Here is a 19,471-nt window from a genome sequence, read left to right as displayed (position 1 = left end):
ATGTTTGCCGCCGCGCCCGGCGCGGCTTTGGCCGAGGAAATGCTGCCGGACGTGGTGGTGAGCGTCAGCCGCGCCGAGCAAAAGCGCTTTGACGCGCCGGCCGCAATCGACAGCGTTCCCGTCGATTCGCTGAGCACGCCCAGCCCATTGATCAACGTGTCCGAGCTGCTGCCGCTCGTGCCCGGCGTGGCCGCGCGCGAGCGGCAGAATTACGCGCAAGACTTGCAGCTGGCAGTGCGCGGCTTTGGCAGCCGCTCCACCTTCGGTGTGCGCGGCGTGCGCTTGTTTGTGGACGGCATTCCCGCCACCATGCCGGACGGGCAGGGACAGGCCTCCACCGCCGATCTCACCAACGCCAGCCGCATCGAGGTGTTGCGGGGCCCCTTTGCCCAGCTCTACGGCAATGCGTCGGGCGGTGTCGTGCAGATTTTCACGCCCGATCCGCCCAAGGCGCCGATGGCGCGCGCCACCAGCGGATTCGGCTCCGACGGGCAATGGATGGCCGGCGTGACGGTGGGCGGCGGCAACGACAAGATCGGCGGCGTGCTGGATGCATGGACATTCGAGACCGACGGCTACCGCGACCACAGCGCGGCCCGGCGCCGCCAGCTCAACGCCAAGGTGGTGGCGGAGCCGGTCACCGGCACCCGCGTCACGCTGTTGTTCAACGCCTTCGACCAGCCCCAGGCGCAGGACCCGCTCGGCCTCACGCGCGCCCAGGCCGACGCCAAACCGCGCCAGGCCGTGCCGCTGGCCACGCAGTTCAATACCGGCAAGACCGTGCGGCAGAACCAGGGCGGCGTGCTGGTGGAGCAACGGCTGAGCGAGCAGGACAACCTGGAATTCCGCCTCTATGGCGGCACCCGCGAACTCACCCAGTACCTGGGTTTCAGCGGCATCGCGCCCTCGTCGGCGGGCGGCATCGTGGATATCGACAGATCCTACGGCGGCGGTGCGATGTCATGGCACCACAACACCACGGTGGCCGGACTGCCTCTGCTATGGAGCGCCGGCCTGGACGCCGACGGCATGCGCGACGCGCGCACCGGCTATGTGAACCAGAACGGCACGCAGGGCGCGCTGCGCCGCGATGAAACCGACAAGGCCGGCAGCCTGGGCGCCTTCGCCCAGTTCGACTGGACCTGGAATCCATCCTGGCGGCTGGTCGGCGGCGTGCGCGCCAGCCAGGTCAAGCTGCGCATCGACGATCACTACATCACCGCCGCCAGCCCCGACGACAGCGGCACCGCCACCTACAACAACGTCAGCCCGGTGCTCGGCGTGGTCTGGCAGGCGGTGGACTCGCTCAATGTCTACGCCAACCTCGGCCGCGGCTTCGAAACCCCGACGCTGACCGAAGTCGCCTACGGCCCCGGCGGCACCGGCACCAACCTCGGGCTGCAGCCCTCCACCAGCCGCCAGGGCGAGATCGGCGTCAAATGGCAAGGCAAAGGGCAGCGGCTGGAAGCCGCGGTGTTCGATGCCGGCAGCCACAACGAGATCGTGCCGCTGTCCAACGACAACGGCCGCGCCGTCTACCAGAACGTCAACGGTGTGCATCGGCGCGGTCTGGAGCTGGGATGGCGCGGCACCTACGGCCCCGGCGAGCGCTACGGCACCGGCCTGGCCTACACCTGGCTCGACGCCTATTTTGGCGACGCCTTTCGCAATGCGCAGGGCGCAACGGTAGCCTCTGGCAACCGCCTGCCCGGCACCGCGCGCCACAGCCTGTTCGCCGAGGCCACGTACAAGCCCGTGGCCGACCTCACGCTGGGCGTGGAGATGCGCGTGGAAGGGCGCGTGTTCGCCGACGACCTCAACACGCAATATGCGCCGGGCTACGCCACCTTCAACCTGCGCGCCGGCTACAACTTCCGCGTGGGGCGCATGCGCTGGTATGCCTATGGGCGCATCGACAATATCGCCGACCGGCATTACATCGGGTCGGTGATCGTCAACGAGAGCAATGGCCGGTATTTCGAGCCGGCCCCGGGGCGGCGGTTTTTCGTGGGGCTGCGGGCGGAGATCTGAGTGGCGGCCGGGCCGTTCGCCTGCCAGGCATCCGCCGGCCGGCTGCGGCATGGCGGCAGCCGGCGCGGCGCCATCAGTCTGCGCCGTACCTGGCAGAGCGCGGACCGTACAGGATGCCGCCCGGGCTGCCGGCCGACAGCAGCTTCTGGCTCGTTGTTCCCGCGACCGAATAGCTCGCATCCGACACGCTGTTGATCACCTGCGCGACCGCTGCCGCCACAAGCATCCCAACCAGGCCGCCGCCGGCGTTGCCCGATTGGCTGTTGGATGCCGACGCGGCGCCGGTCCAGAGCGTGCCGCCTGTGCGCAAATCCACGAGCTTCGCCTTCGCGCTGACGACCGTGGCGCTGTTGACCACCTGATACTTCGTCCCGTAGTCCGTCACCGTGATGTAGAGGGCGGCATCCGCGCCGAAGATGTCCCTGAGCTTCGGCGGCGGGACAGCATGGATATCACCCGGCGTCGTCAGGCCATTCTGGCGGAACGTCTCATCCACCAGGGCCACCGGCAGCACGTAGTACCCGGCCTCGGCAAGCGGATAGCTGACCTGCGACAGCATGCTGTAGGTTGCCGTGACGTCAGGCGACTCGTTCAGCGGAGGCAGCACCAGGATCGAGCGCGGCTTGCTTTCCTTGAAGGCGGCGTAGTCGACATGCTTGGGTGGCGCCGCGCACCCGGCGGCCAGTCCCGCGACGGCCAGGAGCGCAAGCGCGCGTTTGAGCAGATCTTTCATTTCTTGCTTCCCCCTTGCTTGATGTTCTTCATCAGGAAATCCACATAGGCGGACGACTCCGGAAACAGGGTCTTTTCCGTCTGGAACTCGCGGGCCATCTGATCATCCTTGCCGGCTTCGGCGTACAGCATGCCAAGATGGGCGTGGTAGCCCGGCGGCGGCGTATTGCCAGCCGCCATGATCTTCTGCAGATCGCGCTCAAGCGCTTCAATCTGGGCTTGCTTCGATTCTCCCTTGAAGTACTGGTAGACCTGCGGCTGGTAGCTTTCCCACTGATACAGGGGCTTGGCTGGCGCGGCGCAGCCCGCCAGTAATGCACTTGCCGCGAGCGCAAGTGTCGCCAGGCGGCACGGCCGGAATGATGTCTTCACGGTTTCTCCTCTTTCTCTGGATGTTGGTGTTCAGGGATTGCCCGGCTTCAAGGCGCCGGCCTCGACCCCGTTGACCAGGTTCGTCACGGCCTCGCGCATGGCGAGATCCAGCACCTTGCCGTTGAGGGTCGAGTCATAGCTGGAACTGCCGCCAAAACCTATGACCTCCCGGCTGGACAGCGCGTACTCGCCCGCGCCCTGGCTGGTGAACACCACTTCCGATGTCACGATATTGACCACGTTCAGGGCGACCTTCGCATAGGCCACCTGCGACTTGCCGCGGCCGAGAATGCCGAAGAGCTGCTGGTCGCCCACTTCCTTGCGCCCGAACTCGGTCACATCGCCGGTAACGACGTAGTCGGCCCCCTTGAGGCGTTGCGCCTGACTCTTGATGCCCGCCTCGCGTTTGATCTCGTCCAGGTTGTCGCGGTCGAGAACATGGAAGCGGTTGGTCTGTTGCAGGTGGGTGATCAGCACGGTCTTGGCCTGGCCGCCCAGCCGGTCGATGCCGTCGGAAAACACGCCGCGCATATAGCTCGAACGGTTATCGAACTTTCCGACCGCGATCGGCGTGCGCACCCCTACGTAAGGGCGGCTGGCACTCTCGACCTTCTGCACGGGCAACGCCGTTGATGATTCGGTCGCACAGCCGCCAAGCAGGGCGAGCAGCCCAGCCGCGGCAAATAGCGATCCACTTTTCACTCTGTTCATGCGGGTTTCTCCTCTTCATTACTCAAGCTTACTCAAGCATGCAAACGATTCACGCCAGCGGGCGAGCATCGCCTGCGCGATACCCCCGGGGATGCGGGGCCTAAAACTCAATGCCGATCTGCGCCGCGATACCGGGCCGGTGCGTGCGGAAGAACTCAGGCTTGCTGAGCGGCCTGCCGAGCGTCACCTCGTAGGTCAGGGCAGCGTAGCCACCCATGGCCCAGCGTCCGCGCGCCCCGATCACCGCGCCCATCAGCGTCTGGCCCACCAGGAACCCGGCGGAGGGGCCGCTGACATGGCCCATGTCCAAGCCCACGAAGGCCTCCTGCCCCGTATTGCCAAGTTGCCAGGCCAGGTCGTTGCGCCAGGTGATGCCGTTCTCGGCGGCAAGGGTGAGTTGCTCATCGAAGCCGCGCACCGAGTAGCGGTTGCCGATGACGAAGTAGTCGGACGGCAAGATGCGGGTGCGGGCGTACTGCATGCGCAGGCTGCCCTGGTAGCGCAAGCGCTCCCCGGCGACCTGGAATGGCACCATCAGGCCGGCATTCGCCAGCACGATCTCCGACTTGCCATCCCAGCCGGGCTCGCCCAGCACAAAGCCAGGCGACCTGGAGTGCGCGGGCAGCGACGCGCGCCATGCCGCGCCGGCATCCAGCACCGTGCTGCCGAGATACTGGCGGTGCGCGGCGCCGGCCTCGAAGCCGACGAAGTCCCGGTGCTGCACGGCGATGTCGATGCCGTCCAGGGTGGAGCTGGCGGTCTTGCGGAACACCTTGGCGTACAGGCTCGTCTTGCCCGACGCGTTGCGCCACGGCACGTAGCCAAGTCCAGCCTCGATCTGCGTGCTGCGCCCGCCGTAGACGATGTCGCTCTCGAAACCCGCCACCGTCTGGTGGTAGCGCGACTGGTTGGCGCTGAAGAAAGCGCTCCAGTAACCGAAGGGAATGCTGTAGCTGATGGCCGAAGAGCGGGTCCCCGCCGCGCCGTTGCCGGCATTGGCATTGGTGCTGCCGGAGACGGTGAGGCTGTCGTAGAGGAACAGTGGCGAGTCCACCGTCAGCGTGCCGCCCATCTGGTAGCGCCCGGTGTTGTCCAGTCCGGCGTTATCGCCCGTCACGAGCGCATGCCAGCGCTTGCCGGTGCCCGGCCTGATGATCAGTTCCGTGTCACCAGGGTTCTCGCCGGGCACCAGGTCGATGCCGGCATCGGCCTGCCCCTGCAGCCGGCGCATGTTCTCCGTGCCCTGGTCAAGGTCGCGCTGGTTCACCAGCCCGCCGGGGCCGGTGGGCAAGGCCATGCGCCACCAGCCGGGCGCGCCAGCGGCCTTGACACCAGACAGGCGTCCGGCCACTACGCGCAGGCGCAACTCGCCGCCGGCGAGATTCTGCTCCGGGATCACCACGCGCGTGGTCATGTAGCCCTGGGCGAGCAGCCGCGCCGAAAAATAGTCCTGGATGGCCTCCAGCCCCTTGCCGCCAACGCATTGAGCGGGCAGGATGCCCGCCTCGGCCTGGAGCCACGCAAAGTCCTCGGCCCCCTCCCAGCGCACCGTCCCGATGCGCAAGCAGGGCGACTCGGCAGGCAGGATCAGCGGTCCCGCGATACCAGCGTTGGCGGCGTCGGCGGGGGAGGTCGTCAGCACATCAGGACGGGCCAGGGCACGCTCGCGCGCAGCGTCCTGCCGCTGTTCCTGGCGGCGCTCTATGGCGGCGTTCGGGGTGACAGGCGGGACCGTGTGCGGGAATGCAGGCAGGGCCTGGGCAACCGCCAGTGCGGGCAGCGTCAGGATGAGCGAGGCAAAAGGGGGTACGCCACGCGCCTTGCGGCGCGCGTTGCGGAAGTTCATCGGCATGGATTGACGCGGCTTACATGTCAGGCAATTCGATGCGGAGGCGGATGATCCGGTCGGGCTAGATCGCTATATGTTCATGAGGTGTGCAATCGAGTGGTGTGCAATCGAGTGCACAGAGAACATCGCGCATTGAGGCTCTGCGAGCGAGGATGAACAGACCAAGTTTTCGCAACATCGACAGGCGATGCCGGTGTGAAAAAATAAATCGGATCATCTTCTCCACTCCAGATTTCAGATGGCATGGTTGACGCAAGCGCCGCTGGCCTCGTTGCCAATGCCACCCACGCGCAAGCGCGCTGCCGCATGTGTGAGGCTGGACTACGCCAAGGCCAGACGGACGATACCGAGCTTTCGCGCAGATTGAAATCGGACAAATACGAAAATGAGGGGAGAAATTTCCTAATCGATCGATTCAGCGCTGAACTTGGCCAGGTTCTGGATAGGCTGTGGCTGTGGGGGAGGCGTTGCTGGTAGGTGGCTTGCTCCGGCGGGCGGCGTATGTTTTCGTGGCCTGGTCAAGGTTGCGCGTTCGGCATGGATGCCGGCCTGCTCACTGACGTTGGCATAGCTGCCGTTGGATGCGGAGAAGCTGGCGGACCCGCCGCCCTGGCTGATGCTGAAGCCGCCGCTGATGCTTTCCTGCCTGGCGCGCGTTTCTTCGGTGTCCTGGCGGCTGGCGATGTTCAGGTTGCCGCCCACGTCTGCGATTACCTTGCCGCCGCTGAGCGTGGCACCGAGGATGTTGGTATCGTTACCCGATAGAAGGGTGACGGACTCGCGGCCGCTCACATGGCTGTTGGTTTGCGAGACGCCCCGGCTGTCCGAGTTGCCCTTCGCCTTGGAGGCGGAGGCCGAGACGCCGACGCCGGCGTTGCCGTTGTCAATGCCGTGCGATACGTCGACTGTGGACTCTTTCATCTCGGTTCGCTAATTCACGAACAGAAGCTATGGTTCTTGTCTGTCAATCTTATTTTTCCTTTCAATCTGCCGTGTTTTTATCCACGCGTATAGATACCAAGCTGAAATTGCCAGCATCCATAGAAGGCAAAGGGTTGAAACGGCATAAAAGTGTTTTTTTGTGACGTTAAACCCTAGTAGTTTAAGAATTGCCAGCGGTATTAGCATGATCCAAGGAGCGGTAATTCCCTGGGCTGCCCACAAAATTCTCTGTAATATTTTCTTCATTTAACCGGGTCAGCAACGAAAGCGTCGGCTGCGGTGTGCAGCGCTGCGCGGTAGTCGCCACCTTTCATCCAGTTATTTGTTTCGGAATTTGACTTTTTCAAATACCGGTATCAACTAAATCCTCTTCTTTTGATGACTCTCCAGATCACGAGTTATTGATTGTGATCTTTTCATAAACAATATGCAGTGCCAAATTGCTATGCCGATGGACCATATGGAGCAGAAGATGGTCATTGCAATAAAATGTCGTGATGTAACATTGAATTTAAGAATCCAGAGGGAGATGAGTGGTATTTGCATTGCCCAAGGGGAAAGAAGTCATTTCGCGGCAGTTATAAAAAGTTCTTTGCTCATTTTTAATGAGAATCGTAATCGGTATAATGGAGTCATTATTTTGCTCATCCGTTATTTTTGTGTGAGTATTTGTAATATTTTCTGAGATCCAGATCGCCGCGTCTCGTAGCCAGCGTACTGCTATTAGTATCGAAAAGCACGTGGCGATGAAAACGGCAATTCCTTGCCAGCCGGGACTATCGAATTTGTCATCAATCCACATTGGAGATATTTTTGATTGATTTTGTGGGTTGTTTTTCCTTTGCGCGATTTTTGAGTATATGTTTGATGGTGAGGGCATCGCGAGTAATAATAATTATTAAAAATAGACACGAAATTATCTTTATAATTGAATACTTGTTTTGGTTTATAATAAACTGCCGTTTAAAAACTATGGCTTCGCCGAAGGTTGCAATTTCCGGAAGCCATGCAACAAGTACGACGAGAGAGATTGTGCAAACAGCTCTGCTGATAACGCCGCGCCATGTTCGTTCTCGCAATAGTTCATCCAGTTTTTTGCTCATTTTTTTATTTCCTTTCCGGGCACGAAAGACCCACCTCCTTGCGTAATTGAGCCGCTGTTGCTTTGGCCATCCGTGCAGGCGTACTCAACCGCATGGAACTTGCATGTCCGCAGTCCGTCCGTATCGCCTGAGTTCAGCCTCACCGAGGAGCCCGTGCTTTCAATCTCGATGTATGCAACAACGTCCCTGGATTGCATCAAGTCACTTGCCGCTGACGCATTGGGTGGGCGAATGGCGCGGTAGGTTTGTCCGTAGTCGACGCATAGGCTCACCGATCCGCGTTGATGATTACAGCACCCTCTGTCCATATATCCACTCGATACTGCCGTATGGAGCGACCTGATTGAGTTTGTCCAGCATAGTTCGTGCGCTTGCTGCATCGCCTTTGACAAACTTTGCATAGGCCGCGCTATGGAACAAAGCTTCCGCAAACGCTTCCTGCTGCTCGGAGCCGGACATCTGTCCGATCAGCGCCGCCGCTTCTTTCCGCGTGTCCTCTCCCTGCCACATCCGCAGCAACGCACCGTAGTGACCCTTGTCGTTCTGTGCGTAGTACGTCGCCATATCCTCCAATTGAGGGTTCACCAGCGTGTCGTCTTTGGCCCGGCTCATGATGTAGCGATAGACGAGGCTTCGGTAGGCATAGAAGCTCGGCCCTTCAAGCGGTGCCTCCGCATTGGCCAGCGTTGCAATTGCGTCACGCCACTGCTCAAGCTGGATCTGCGCAAAAGTGGCTGTCACAAAGCCCTCCGTGAACGTTCCGAGCGCGAGGTTTCGCCCGGCGGCAGCCTGGCGCGCGGCGTACTCTCGTGTCGCCTCCAGATGCGGCGCCAGCAATGCCAAGGCACCTCGCGGGTCATTCATGCTGAACAGAATACTGGCCTTGGTAGCGATGAAGTCCTTAGCATTTTCAGATCCGACCGAGCTCAGCGCCCGGTCGATGAGGGTAAGCGCTTCCGCCGATTTGCCCATTGAGTCCAGCTCCGCAGCTTGCTGGCGCAGGGCGAATGCCTTATCCCAGGTCGACTTGGCCGCTGACTCTTCAACGCGTGCTTTCTCCAGGCGCTGTTTGTGAGCGGCGAGTAGATAGTTTTCCACTGCCATGGCGGGAATTGCCGCGAGGCTCAGCAGGGTGACGGCGACGAGGTGCAAGGTGCGCATGCGATTCATGGTGATCACTACTCCTGTTTTTGTGGGTCAATTGTTGGGGGCGGGCGCAGTCGGACACTTCTGCGCTAATTCCAGGCGGACGGACTCATCCGCGCCGTGGCTATCGATGCGGCTGGCGGCAACCCAACAGCGGTTGCCGGCGGTTTGCATGAACACGTCATAATCCCTGCCTGGCTCGGGAACGAACGTAACCGCTGGCGGCGTACAGGAGGAAGACTGCGGGTTGAGCGACAACCTCACTGTGACGGGCGTTGCTGCCGGGACGACGTATTCCTTGATGAAGTCCTTGAAGGCAAGGCCGTCGACGCGCATGTAAGGGCGCGGGCTTTGAGGCATACCGATCGTTACGCTGTTGGATGAGTACTTCCACGACGCCAGAAAGCCATCGTTGACATCGACGCGTTTTTCATCCTGCAGGTAGATATCCTTGTAGCAAGACTCGCCGGGCCGGAAAGCCGCACTGCCGGTGCCATTGCCGGAAAGGAATCGGAGGCGTGCAGAAACGCTGGGATCGTACGTTGGGGTAGCGACGGTGACGCTGTGTGTTGGTTGAGGGAGAATTGAGCAGGCCGTAGTCAGCAGCGCGGTGAGCACAGCCAGGGCGAGGGCTTTTCCCGACAATGGTACGTGGTTCTTGTTCACGAGAGTCCTTGATAGGTTGATGTTTGCACGCCTGATGGCGGTAAGAAGGGCGGCGGCCCCGGTGGTATCGCGTCTATTCTGCGAAGACCGGGGATGGAGGTGCCGGATACTCGACGCAAAGGTGGCGGACTCCCGGCTGGCCATGTGGCTGTTGGTATGCGAGATGTCTTCGATGCTCGAATTGTGCTTTGCCTGGAAAGCTGAAGCCGAAACGCCGAAGCCGGCGTCGCCGTTGTCAATGCCGTGCGATACGTCGACTGTGGACTCTTTCATTTCGGCTCGCGAATTCTCGAAGGGAATCTATGATGTTTGAAGCTCAAGAATTTGTCTTGTCAATCTGTCGAGTTTTCTTCCAAAAGTATAAGAACCAAAGTGCGAATATTATTGTCCAAATTAGGCATATTGCAGAAACAAGATAATAGTGCTTAAGTGTGACGTTGAAACCGAGTAGTTTAAATATTGTGAGTGGAATCAACATAATCCAGGGTGAAAAAATGCCTTGAAATGCAATCCATATTTTCTTAATTGTTTTCATTTTTTTTGATTCTGAAAAGGAGTAACGGGTGATCCAAAACCCTGAGCCGCGTTGCCAACTCCAACTCCGATAAGAGGGGCCGTCGTACTTGGCTTCTGAAGTAGAGCTGGGACGCGTGAGTTAACATGAATTGGAAATATCGATGTTGCACTTTTTTGAGTGAGACTCCCGACATTGGCGCCAAATGATCCGAAGCCGTAACCAATTATTGCGGCACCAAATAGGCTATTCGTATCTCCATAGAGTATGTTCTGAAACTGAGCATTTGCTATGGAATTAACGCTACCCAATACGGCATTGCCGTACGCTCCAGCATTCATGCCTAGCGGTGTAAAAATTGCACCACTGACCGTTGCCATCGCTGTTTGTCCTGGTCGAATATTTCCAGTCAGGAAGAGCTGTCCTGCCATATCCATCGAGCCACTCACAATACCGCCAATTCCTGCGGCTGACGTACATGCGGTCGGGTTGATCGTGCAGGCAGTTACGGTACTTGTCACTAAGCCGGGAACGGTTGCCGCGATAGCGGGCCCTGTTGCCAGCAGCGCTGAACCGCCAACTACATTGACGACGGCACCAGCTAGTTTTTTTCTCTCGGCATCGCTCATTGCCCCCGCGGTTGCGGCTTGAATAGCTCCCGGTTGCCTGAGGCCATTGGTGTAGTAGAAAGCGGCTGAATCACCCAATGCCTTACTGTACATCCTTGCATCGTTCTTCTGCGACGGGGGTGTATAGAACATGTAGCCCGGCCCACTTGCACCATCTGCTGGCAGCATTCCATGTGCCTGACTGAGAAACGCGCGCGCGCCAGCATCCTCCTCGCCACCTACACCCGCTTGGACTTGCCGGAATCCCTGCTGCGCAAGGCGCATTTCTGCGTCCGATTCGGAGATACCTTGTTGCTTTGCGAAAGCCTTGGCCTTGATCCACTTCTGTTCATCCGGATGCAACTACCGATTGAACCGATCTTTTTAGTGGCGAGGCCACAATCTAGTTAATTTCAATTTCTCTTCTCAAAGACCCCACACAGCAACCCTGCCTTACGCAATGGCTTCGGGAGATAGATTATCCCCCATATCGAATAGATGGACATGAAGATCACGCCAATCCTGATCTGATTTTGCTGATCATCGAGGCCGATGGTCTTCAAACATACCCACAGAATGAGAAAAGAATAGAATGCCCCTGATGCGACTATTGTCAGACCAAGGATGATCGAGTCGTGAAGAAAATTGGATATCGTCCGCCAATTCATTTTTCAGGTCGAGCGTTGTTAACATCATTAACTAGGCCAATGGTCTTAGCCCCAGCCCCCATTAGTAATGCATTTTGTGCGGTCCCGTTGGGCAGTGACCAATTGATAATTGGAACTAACTTTGGGTTATTAAATTTAGAGGTCGTAGCGCCGAAGATAGAACTGGGGCGGGCTAGCCCATCCGCCAAGCCTAATTTTAGAGGAACTTGAGCGCGCATCGCCAATAGATTGAAGGTGAGATTTAGTCCGTCATACGCGGTATTCCCCCAGACGGGCATTACCTCATTCAGCCCATATTTGATGGGATTGAAGCCACCTGATCGATATCCCAGCATTGCATTGGTCAACCCGGTTACGCCTTCGACAGCATCGCTCGTCCCAAAGGCTGCCATGGGCCCACCTGCAGCACAGCCTACTAGACTAGTGCCGCAGATGGTGCCGCCTGTCAGTGCGGTCACGGCACCAGTTACGGCCTTCAATCCATCCTTGGCAACGCCAATCGGATCGCTCTTCACGGCATCGCCGACGCGCTGAGCCAGAGTGTAGTCGAACAGGCCGGCTTGCTTTTGTAGCTTCACCCACTGAATCTCGGTTGTTAGGCCACTTGCCTCTACCGAGCTTACATAGTTTTTGTTGTATTCCGCACTGCCGACCGAGTATTCAGCCCAGCATTGCACAACATAGCACGCAGCCTTGGTTAGACGGTCCTCTTCAGCCTTGTTCCCGTTTGCCTGCGCCAGGATCTTCGCTTTTTCATCCGGATGCAACTGCCTATTGAACCGATCCACATTCGCCGCCGTCGCCGCACCAGACCCACCACTCACGATGGCACCAACGCCACCCGCTGCGATATTGGCCGCCACGTTGCCGAGTGCTTCATTCAACCCGGCGTTGCCGGTATCGATGCTCTCTGACACCGCATTGCCAAGTGCCTGAAGCTTGGGCGCGGCCAGGGACGAGACGCCCGCGCCTGCGGCGCCGGCCAGCGCGTTGCCGCCACCGAGTCCTGCAACCAGCGCGCCGCCGGCGGCGTGCAGCGCTGCGCGGTAGTTGCCGCCTTCCTCCCAGTTCTGCGCGTCGGCGAGGTATTTGCTTTCCAGTTGGGTATCTCCGGCGTCGCGGGCGGCTTTGGCATTCGCGCGGGCCTGTTTCTCCTTGGCGCCGGCCAGGTCGCCCACGGTCTTGGCTATCGCCTCGCCGGCGGCCTGGGCGGCGGCCATCATGTCGGATTGTTTGTTCAGTACCTGGTTCAGGTCGGGGTTCTTGCCGACCGTGCTGTTGGTGCCGGCGGTGTCGCGCTTCAGGCTGGCCAGGTCTTGCTTCTGGCTGGCCTGGTCGTTGATGGTGATGGTGCCTTCGGCGATTGCGCTGCGTGCGAGTCCGTCCTGGCTGCCGCTTTCGTGCTGCGGAATCATCGGGTTGATGCCGCCGGTGTTCTTGCCGGAGGCCTGGCCGCTGTTGCTTTGGCCACTGGGTGCGCCAAAGGCCCCGCCTGCGGAGAGGCCTGCGGAAGTCGCGCTGTAGTCCGAGTGGTTGGCGATGTCGGTCCAGGTGAGCGTGCCGGTGGTCAGGTTGTTCTTGTCCTTGCCGGCCTCGCTGGCGATGACTGCGCCTTTCAGGTCGGTATTGCCCTTGACGGTGAGATCGAAGCCGTCCTTGCCGGCATGGATGCCGGACTGCTCGCTGACGTTGGCATAGCTGCCGCTGGCCTTGCCCTTGGATGCGGAGACGCTGGCTGACCCGCCGCCCTGGCTGATGCTGAAGCCGCCGCTTATGCTTTCCTGCCTGGCGCGCGTTTCTTCGGTGTCCTGGCGGCTGGCGATGTTCAGGTTGCCGCCCACGTCTGCGATCACCTTGCCGCCGCTGAGCGTGGCGCCGAGGATGTTGGTGTCGTTACCCGATAGGAGGGTGACGGACTCGCGGCCGCTCACATGGCTGTTGGTTTGCGAGACGCCCCGGCTGTCCGAGTTGCCCTTCGCCTTGGAGGCGGAGGCCGAAACGCCGAAGCCGGCGTTGTCGGGGCCAAGGCCATACGATACGCCGACGCTGGCGCTGCTGGACTTGTTGGTGCTGTGGCTCTCGTTGGTGTCGGTGGCGGAGACGATATTGATATCGTGCCTGGCTCCCAGCGCGACCTTGTTGGCGTCGATGTTCGAGCCGGTGATGTTGAGGTTGCCCGCCGTCTGGTTGCCGTTGGCATCCACGCCGGTCGCGACGAAGGCTACGGTGCCGCCTGCCGATACGTTGGCGCCGTTGTGGCTGGTGGCGTCCTGCGTCATGGTCTGCTTGCTCTGGCTGGTGCCCCAGGAGAGCGTCACGGCGGCGCCTGACAGCGGGTTGCCGCCGGCCTGCGCCAGTGCGCTGCCGGTGTCGGCAATGTCGCGCGCGGCGGCGATTCCCCACAGCGCGGACGCGCGGCCGTCCTGGCTTTGACTGGCCGCGTTGATCTTGTTTCCGGCGCCAATGGCCGCGCCGATGGCTCCCCCCGACACGCCCAGCGTGAAGCCGCTTTGCTTGACCTCGTGGGTTTCGTCGTGGTGCTGGCGGTTCTGCGCGGCTTCGATGTTGACATCCGCGCCCACGCCGGTGATGTCCTGCCTGGCGATCAGGTCGCTGCCGGTGACGGTAAGGGTGCTGCCCGCGTTCATGCGCACGCTGCCGTCCGTGCTGCCGACCAGGCTCCCCACTTGCCGCGTGCCGTTGTCGTTGGTGGTGTCCTTCTGGGCGCGCTTGCCGTACGAGAGGCCGGAGCCGGTGGCGCCGAACCCTGACTTGGTCTCTTCCTTGTAGGTGTGGGCGGACGAGGTGGTCTCGGTGGTTCCGATGGTCAGGTCGCGCCCCGCGCCGAGGTTCACGTCGTGCGTGGCCGCCACGGTGCTGCCGGCGACGGCCAGGTCACGTCCTGCCGCCATGGCCACGGTGTCGCCGGAGAAGGTGCTGCCGAGCGCCTCGGTCTGGCTGTTGGCATCGATGGCGTGGGTGGACTTTTTCGACAGGAAGCCGCTTTCCTGGTAGGCGTGCTCGTCGCGCACGGAACTCGATGCCTGACCGGCCTTGACGTTGATGTCACGTCCCGCGCCCACGGCCAGCGCGCCGTCCGCGCTCACATATGCGGCGGTGGCGTTCACGTCGCGCCCGGCGCTCAGGGTTGTGTTCTTGCCCGCCGTGACCTGCGTGCCGATTTCCGTGCTGCGCGATACCGCCGCATTGTTTTTTGCGTCTTTGTAGAGGCGTTCTGATTCGCTGACCTCGACCGTGCCAAGGTGGATGTCGCGGCCCGCCGCCATGCCCAGGCTGCCGGTGGCCTGGATGTTCGCGGCCTTGGTGTTGATGTCGCGCCCGGCCACGAAGGTGGCGTTGTCGGCCGCCACGCTGGAGATGCCCGCGATCACGGCGCGGCTGCCCGCGAGGTCGCCGCTGCCGCCGGCCCCGGAGGCGGTGGTGGTGGTCAGGTTGATGTCGCGGCCTGCCATGGCCGCCAGCTGGCCCGTCGTGATATGGCCGGCGAGGTTGTTGATGTCCTGCCTGGCGCTCAGCCCCATGACGCTCGCCGACAGCGCGCCGCTGTTGTGGATATTGGCGGCATCCATCAGCGTCACATTGCGGCTGGCGATGGTGCCCGTGTTCTTCACGTCGCCATCGGTCTGGATCACGGTATCGCGCGCGGCCATCAGGGTGCCGTCCCCCTTGAGGTCGCCCGCGCGCACCTTCAGGTAGACCTGCGGCACCAGCACGCGCTGGGTGGTGCCGTCCTTCAGGGTGACCGTCTTCTCGACCAGCCACACGATGTCGGTGGTGAGTGCGCGCATCTGGTCCGCCGTCAGCGCGGTGCCCACGTTGAGGTGGAACTGCTTGCCGAACGCCACGCCCGATTGCATCAGCGCCTTGTATTGCGCCTCGTTGTCGGTGTAGTCGCCCACGAAGCGCTGGCCGGTTCCCAGCATCACGGCATCGGCCACCAGGCGGGCTTCATAGTAGCCGTCGCCCAGGCGCTTGAGCACGTGGGTGGGGTCCTGGCCCAGTTGCGTGAGCATGACATCGCTGGACAGCCACTGGCGCTGGTTGGTGAAGCGCGGGTCGGTCTCGATCAGGTAAGGCGTGCCCGGCTCGCCGCGAATCTTGAAGAGCGCATTGTCGGGCATCGCCAGCGACGGCGAGACGGCCCGGATGACGTCGCCGCCCAGCAGGCCCGCGGCCCCGGTGCCGAGCGGGATCTGCGTGAGGGTCGGCGCGGTGGCGATCGGGCCGGTGCCGGTCTTGTCCGCCACGATCGTGCCCGTGCCGTTCACAACCTGGTAATCCAGCGCTTCACCCTTGGCGAGCTGAGTCGGAATCTCCAGGTGCACCGCCGGCACGCCCATGGTGTCGTAGCAGCGGTCGCGCCCGCACGGGCGGGTGTATTGGCTGGTGCCGGTCGTATCCTCGATGCGTATCGCATCGTGCGCAAGGTTGTTGACACCGCCGCTTGCGCCACCGGCAGCAAGCGTGCCGCCAACGAGAATCTGGCTCTTGTCGTTGGTGACCGCGCCAGTGAAGCTGGCGTTGCCGCCCACCAGGATGCGGGCGGGATCGGTGTGGACGACAACCTCGTCCTGCACGCGGGTCTCGCGCCGTTCGATGGTCCAGGACTTCACCAGCCGGCCCTGATAGTCGCTGTTGAATGCCTGGATCTTGCCATTCAGGGCTTCGTAAAGCGGTTTGCTGGCAGCCTTTGCGGCATGGTAGGCAAGCAGTGCGGCCCGGTATTGCGTCTGGCAGGCCGCTGGCGATCCATCCGGGCAGGGGGAGGGTACGGGCGGCAGCGCGCCGGGCCGGGCCATCCCGAATTTGTCCCAGATCGGGTCGTCGGCCTTGTAGACGAAATGATCGGCTTCGAGGCTGCCATGCGCGTCGGGCGCGAACGGGAGCATTGCCAGGCCCACGGGCCAGTTTGGGCCGGATGAGCGGCTGTCGCTCTGTCCCGGTGTGCCATCGGCCTGGCGCGCCCAGTCGAACGGGGGGCCAAACACGCTGAAGGGGTACCGCGCCGAGGGCAGGAGCAGGCGCTTGTAGTCGTCATCGCCGAGGTAGGCCAGGTCGTCGCCGCGGCTGGCGATGTGGCCATATATGGCGCCTGAAGCGGTTGGCAGCACGAGCATCGCGGTGCTCGGGTCGATTTTTTCGGCGCTGCCGTCGAGCCGGTAGTAGAACGCGTGCACGGTCCCGGTATCGGTACGCTCGGTGCGGAAGTGGTCGTTGCGGTTGGCAAGGGCGGCAACGTTGAAGTTGGCGCTGCCCGCCACCTCGATGGTGGCCGACGCGTTGGTAAGCGCATCGGCCTGGCCGGTCGCCTTGCCGCTGGCATCCAGCGCGCGGCCCACGTTCAGGTCTTGCGACGAGTAGACCAGCGCGTGCTCGCGGTTGACGATCTCCGGGGCGCCCAGCTCGACGCCGCCGCTGCGCGAGGCGATCACGGCCCCCTGGCCGGTGGCGGCGTTGATGTCGTTCAGGAGTTGCTGGCCGGCGCCGATGGCCACCGAGTCGCCATAGATGCGGTCGATGTTGGTGACGGTGGTGCCGGCCAGGATGCGCACGGCGCCGCCGTCGATGAGGCCTTTGTTGAGCACGGCCCCATCGGCGCGGACGGTGCTGGAGGCCCGGCCGGACAGCTCGCCCGCGTTGGTGACGTTGCGCCCGTGGACGTCGGCGTCGCGGCCCGCCAGCAGCTTGCCAGCATTGGTGATATCGCTCGTGGCATTGCCCTGGGCATCCTCGATCAGCAGGTTGAGATCCCGTGCGGCGGTCACCGTGCCGGTGTTATGGAAATCGGTTTGCAGGATCGCGGTGACGTCGCCCGTATGGGATTGCAGTGAGCCATCCCCGGTGAGGCTGTTGCCCCTGATGCCCAGCGCCTGGTTGGCTGCCAGCAGGCCACCGGTGTTGGTGATGGCCTGCACATCGAGCTGCGCCGTGCCTCCGGAGGCGACTTCGCCGCCGGTGTTGCCGAGCGTCGCGGCATTGGCGTCAAGCGAGGCGTCGGCGCGCAGCGCGCCCTGGGCATTGTCTATGGCATGGGCAGACAGCCTGACGCTGGCGCCCTCCATGCCCTTCGGGGCGGCGCCGGTGCCGTGCAGGGTGTCGCGGTTGAGGATGGCGCCCGCCTGCGCGTCCAGGGTGCCACCGGCATGGATGAAGCCCGCCGTGTTGTCGAGGGTGGCCGCGATGCGCAGCGTTGCATCGCGGTTCGACGCGACCTGGCCGCCAGTGTTGGCGAGGCTGTCGCCGGTCATGTCCAGCGGGCCGCCTGCCACGATCTTGCCGCTGGTGTTGTCCAGCGTGCCGGTCATCCGTAGCTGGTCTTGCACCGACGCGATCATGCCGCCGCGATTGACGGTGCCGGCAGCCGCGACCGTGGTGGCGCGGGTCCCGGCGATGGTGCCGCCGGTGTTGTCCACGGCCTGCGCCGCGTCCACGCCGAGTGTGCCGCTGCTGGTGATGGCGCCATCCTGGTTCAGGATGTTTGCGCCCTGGACGGCTCCGCCATGGGTGCCCACGACGATGGCGCCGCCGCGATTGTCCACGGTGCCGCCGGCGTCGACCTGTACGGCATTGGCTTCGAGCCGCGCGTCCTGGTGGCGGATGTCGCCCGCCGCCGACAGATAGGCGGCGTCGTGCGCAACGACTTTGCCGTTCGACAGGTCCAGCGTGGGGGCCGACAGCCTGGTGTTCGCGCCGGACACGATGGTGCCATGGGATTGGATGGCCGTGCGCGCGGCGAGATGGGCCGTACCCGCGCCGGTCACGCTGGCGTTGGCATCGACGCCCGCGCCGATGGTGCCGCTGTTGGCGATGCGCTCGGCCCGGGCCAGCAGATCGGTGCCGGCGGCCAGCGTGCCGCTGTTGCTCAGTGCTCCCGGCGTGGCCGCGGCAATGCCGCCGCGCGTGGTGATGGTGCCCGCGTTGTCGATGCTGGCGCCGGCGAGGGAGGCGCTGCCCTCGGCTTGCAGGCGGCCGCCTGGCACGATACGCACGTCGCCGTTGTTGTCCACCACGATGTCGCCGGAGCGGGCGGTGACGCCGCCGCCGAGATGAAAGCCGACACCGCGTTCGGTGCCGATCAATCTGACCGCCCCGCTGTACATGGCGCTCAGCGCCGAGGCGTCGAGCGCGAACTGCGGGGCGGGGCCGTTGCCCGCCTGCGCGGCGGCATTCAGGGTTTCGTAGCCGACCTGGTTGGCACCCGCGACCACATTCAGGTGCGTGGCCCACAGCTGCGCATTGACCTGGATCGAGCGCGCCAGCAGATCGACCTGCGCCTGCGGGCTGGACAAGCCTTGTCCGTCGATGCCGATGTTGCCGCCCCGCACGTCGAAGCCGGCCAGGCTGCCATCGGCGCCGAACACCGGACGTCCGGTTGAAAGCGTGAAGCGGTCCGCGTTGATCGCCCCGCAGCCCGAGCAATGCAACCCCGCCGGATTGGCCAGGATCAGATTGGCGCGGTTCCCGGCGATTTCTTGCGCGCCAAGCAATCGGGAGGGGTTCGGCTGCGTGACCTGGACCACGATGTTGCTGGCGTGCCCGTTGCCGAGCATGGTGTTTCCCTGGACCCAGCCCGCAATCCGCGTCTGGCTGTTGGCCCCGCTGTTATTCAGTACAACGCCGGACGGGCCGACGTTGTACTGAATGAAATGACTCACGCTGGTGCCGCCGTTACGGCTGGGCGGGGGGATGTTGACGACCGGCACGCCGTTGGCCGCCACGCCCACCACCGGACGCTGGCCCGGCACTTGCTTGTCCACCTGAATCGGCAGGGATTGCGCGTGCGCCGATTGGTCCAGCAACACCGGCAAGCCCATCATCGAGGCTGTCAACGCGGTGAGCCATAGCACCGGCACGAATGCTGGCACGAAAGCGGGCACGAGCACCGAGCCCTGGCCGCCGCGCCCGGCGTTGCCCTGGCGGCCCTTGCCGCGCCCCGCGGCATGTTCGGGGGCTGCGACCAGCATGCCGCGCGCAGCGTTGAAAACCAGGCGATGGATATTTTTGTTCATCCTGCGTCTTGAGAGAAGTCGGGTATGCAAGCGCGTTGACGCTTGGGCGAGGCTGGACTAAGCCCAGGCCAGATCCACGATACCGAGCCGAGATTCGGA

At 62.6% G+C, this 19,471-nt stretch carries 11 protein-coding genes; 1 reads left to right on the top strand and 10 read right to left on the bottom strand.

Annotated elements, in window-relative coordinates; translation table 11 throughout:
- Window positions 1-2,031, top strand: a complete 2,031-nt coding sequence (locus RR42_RS32130; protein WP_043355938.1) for a TonB-dependent receptor family protein — start codon at window positions 1-3, stop codon at window positions 2,029-2,031.
- Between the two features lie 73 nt (window positions 2,032-2,104).
- On the opposite strand, the gene RR42_RS32125 is transcribed toward RR42_RS32130, so the two are convergent.
- From RR42_RS32125 to RR42_RS32080, 10 genes are all read right to left on the bottom strand, one after another.
- Window positions 2,105-2,755, bottom strand: a complete 651-nt coding sequence (locus RR42_RS32125) for a DUF799 domain-containing protein (RefSeq protein WP_419188923.1) — start codon at window positions 2,753-2,755, stop codon at window positions 2,105-2,107.
- A 5-nt stretch (window positions 2,756-2,760) separates the two neighbouring features.
- On the bottom strand, window positions 2,761-3,135 hold the full coding sequence (locus RR42_RS32120) for a DUF4810 domain-containing protein (protein WP_052495116.1): 375 nt from the start codon (window positions 3,133-3,135) through the stop codon (window positions 2,761-2,763).
- Between the two features lie 30 nt (window positions 3,136-3,165).
- Window positions 3,166-3,846, bottom strand: coding sequence for a CsgG/HfaB family protein (locus RR42_RS32115; protein ID WP_043355935.1), 681 nt, complete (start codon window positions 3,844-3,846; stop codon window positions 3,166-3,168).
- A 100-nt stretch (window positions 3,847-3,946) separates the two neighbouring features.
- Complete coding sequence (locus tag RR42_RS32110; RefSeq protein ID WP_043355933.1) at window positions 3,947-5,698, bottom strand: ShlB/FhaC/HecB family hemolysin secretion/activation protein; 1,752 nt, start codon at window positions 5,696-5,698, stop codon at window positions 3,947-3,949.
- Between the two features lie 399 nt (window positions 5,699-6,097).
- Complete coding sequence (locus RR42_RS32105) at window positions 6,098-6,616, bottom strand: hemagglutinin repeat-containing protein (protein ID WP_043355931.1); 519 nt, start codon at window positions 6,614-6,616, stop codon at window positions 6,098-6,100.
- 812 nt (window positions 6,617-7,428) lie between these two features.
- Window positions 7,429-7,740, bottom strand: coding sequence for a hypothetical protein (locus tag RR42_RS40165; RefSeq protein ID WP_144410006.1), 312 nt, complete (start codon window positions 7,738-7,740; stop codon window positions 7,429-7,431).
- 288 nt (window positions 7,741-8,028) lie between these two features.
- The gene (locus tag RR42_RS32100; RefSeq protein WP_144410005.1) at window positions 8,029-8,910 is read right to left on the bottom strand and encodes a hypothetical protein; all 882 of its coding nucleotides are present in this window, start codon (window positions 8,908-8,910) and stop codon (window positions 8,029-8,031) included.
- A 27-nt stretch (window positions 8,911-8,937) separates the two neighbouring features.
- A complete protein-coding gene (locus RR42_RS41330; protein ID WP_052495115.1) occupies window positions 8,938-9,825 on the bottom strand; it encodes a hypothetical protein in 888 nt (295 codons plus the stop codon).
- Between the two features lie 258 nt (window positions 9,826-10,083).
- Window positions 10,084-11,037 carry a hypothetical protein gene (locus RR42_RS40160; protein WP_144410004.1) on the bottom strand — a complete coding sequence of 318 codons (954 nt, stop codon included), beginning with the start codon at window positions 11,035-11,037 and terminating at the stop codon, window positions 10,084-10,086.
- A gap of 301 nt (window positions 11,038-11,338) precedes the next feature.
- Window positions 11,339-19,372 carry a hemagglutinin repeat-containing protein gene (locus tag RR42_RS32080; protein ID WP_043355924.1) on the bottom strand — a complete coding sequence of 2,678 codons (8,034 nt, stop codon included), beginning with the start codon at window positions 19,370-19,372 and terminating at the stop codon, window positions 11,339-11,341.
- Window positions 19,373-19,471 lie beyond the last annotated feature (99 nt).

The organism is Cupriavidus basilensis, from assembly GCF_000832305.1.
GTDB classification, from domain to species: domain Bacteria; phylum Pseudomonadota; class Gammaproteobacteria; order Burkholderiales; family Burkholderiaceae; genus Cupriavidus; species Cupriavidus basilensis_F.
Note: the sequence above shows the minus strand (reverse complement) of the source record. Positions and strands in the feature narration are given on the sequence as shown.

Bases quoted from the DNA above. Each gene is read 5' to 3' on its own strand.
- RR42_RS32110 (WP_043355933.1), bottom strand. From the start codon at position 5,698: ATGCCGATGAACTTCCGCAACGCGCGCCGCAAGGCGCGTGGCGTACCC.
- RR42_RS32115 (WP_043355935.1), bottom strand. From the start codon at position 3,846: ATGAACAGAGTGAAAAGTGGATCGCTATTTGCCGCGGCTGGGCTGCTC.
- RR42_RS32100 (WP_144410005.1), bottom strand. From the start codon at position 8,910: ATGAATCGCATGCGCACCTTGCACCTCGTCGCCGTCACCCTGCTGAGC.
- RR42_RS32105 (WP_043355931.1), bottom strand. From the start codon at position 6,616: ATGAAAGAGTCCACAGTCGACGTATCGCACGGCATTGACAACGGCAAC.
- RR42_RS32130 (WP_043355938.1), top strand. From the start codon at position 1: ATGTTTGCCGCCGCGCCCGGCGCGGCTTTGGCCGAGGAAATGCTGCCG.
- RR42_RS40165 (WP_144410006.1), bottom strand. From the start codon at position 7,740: ATGAGCAAAAAACTGGATGAACTATTGCGAGAACGAACATGGCGCGGC.
- RR42_RS32080 (WP_043355924.1), bottom strand. From the start codon at position 19,372: ATGAACAAAAATATCCATCGCCTGGTTTTCAACGCTGCGCGCGGCATG.
- RR42_RS41330 (WP_052495115.1), bottom strand. From the start codon at position 9,825: ATGAAAGAGTCCACAGTCGACGTATCGCACGGCATTGACAACGGCGAC.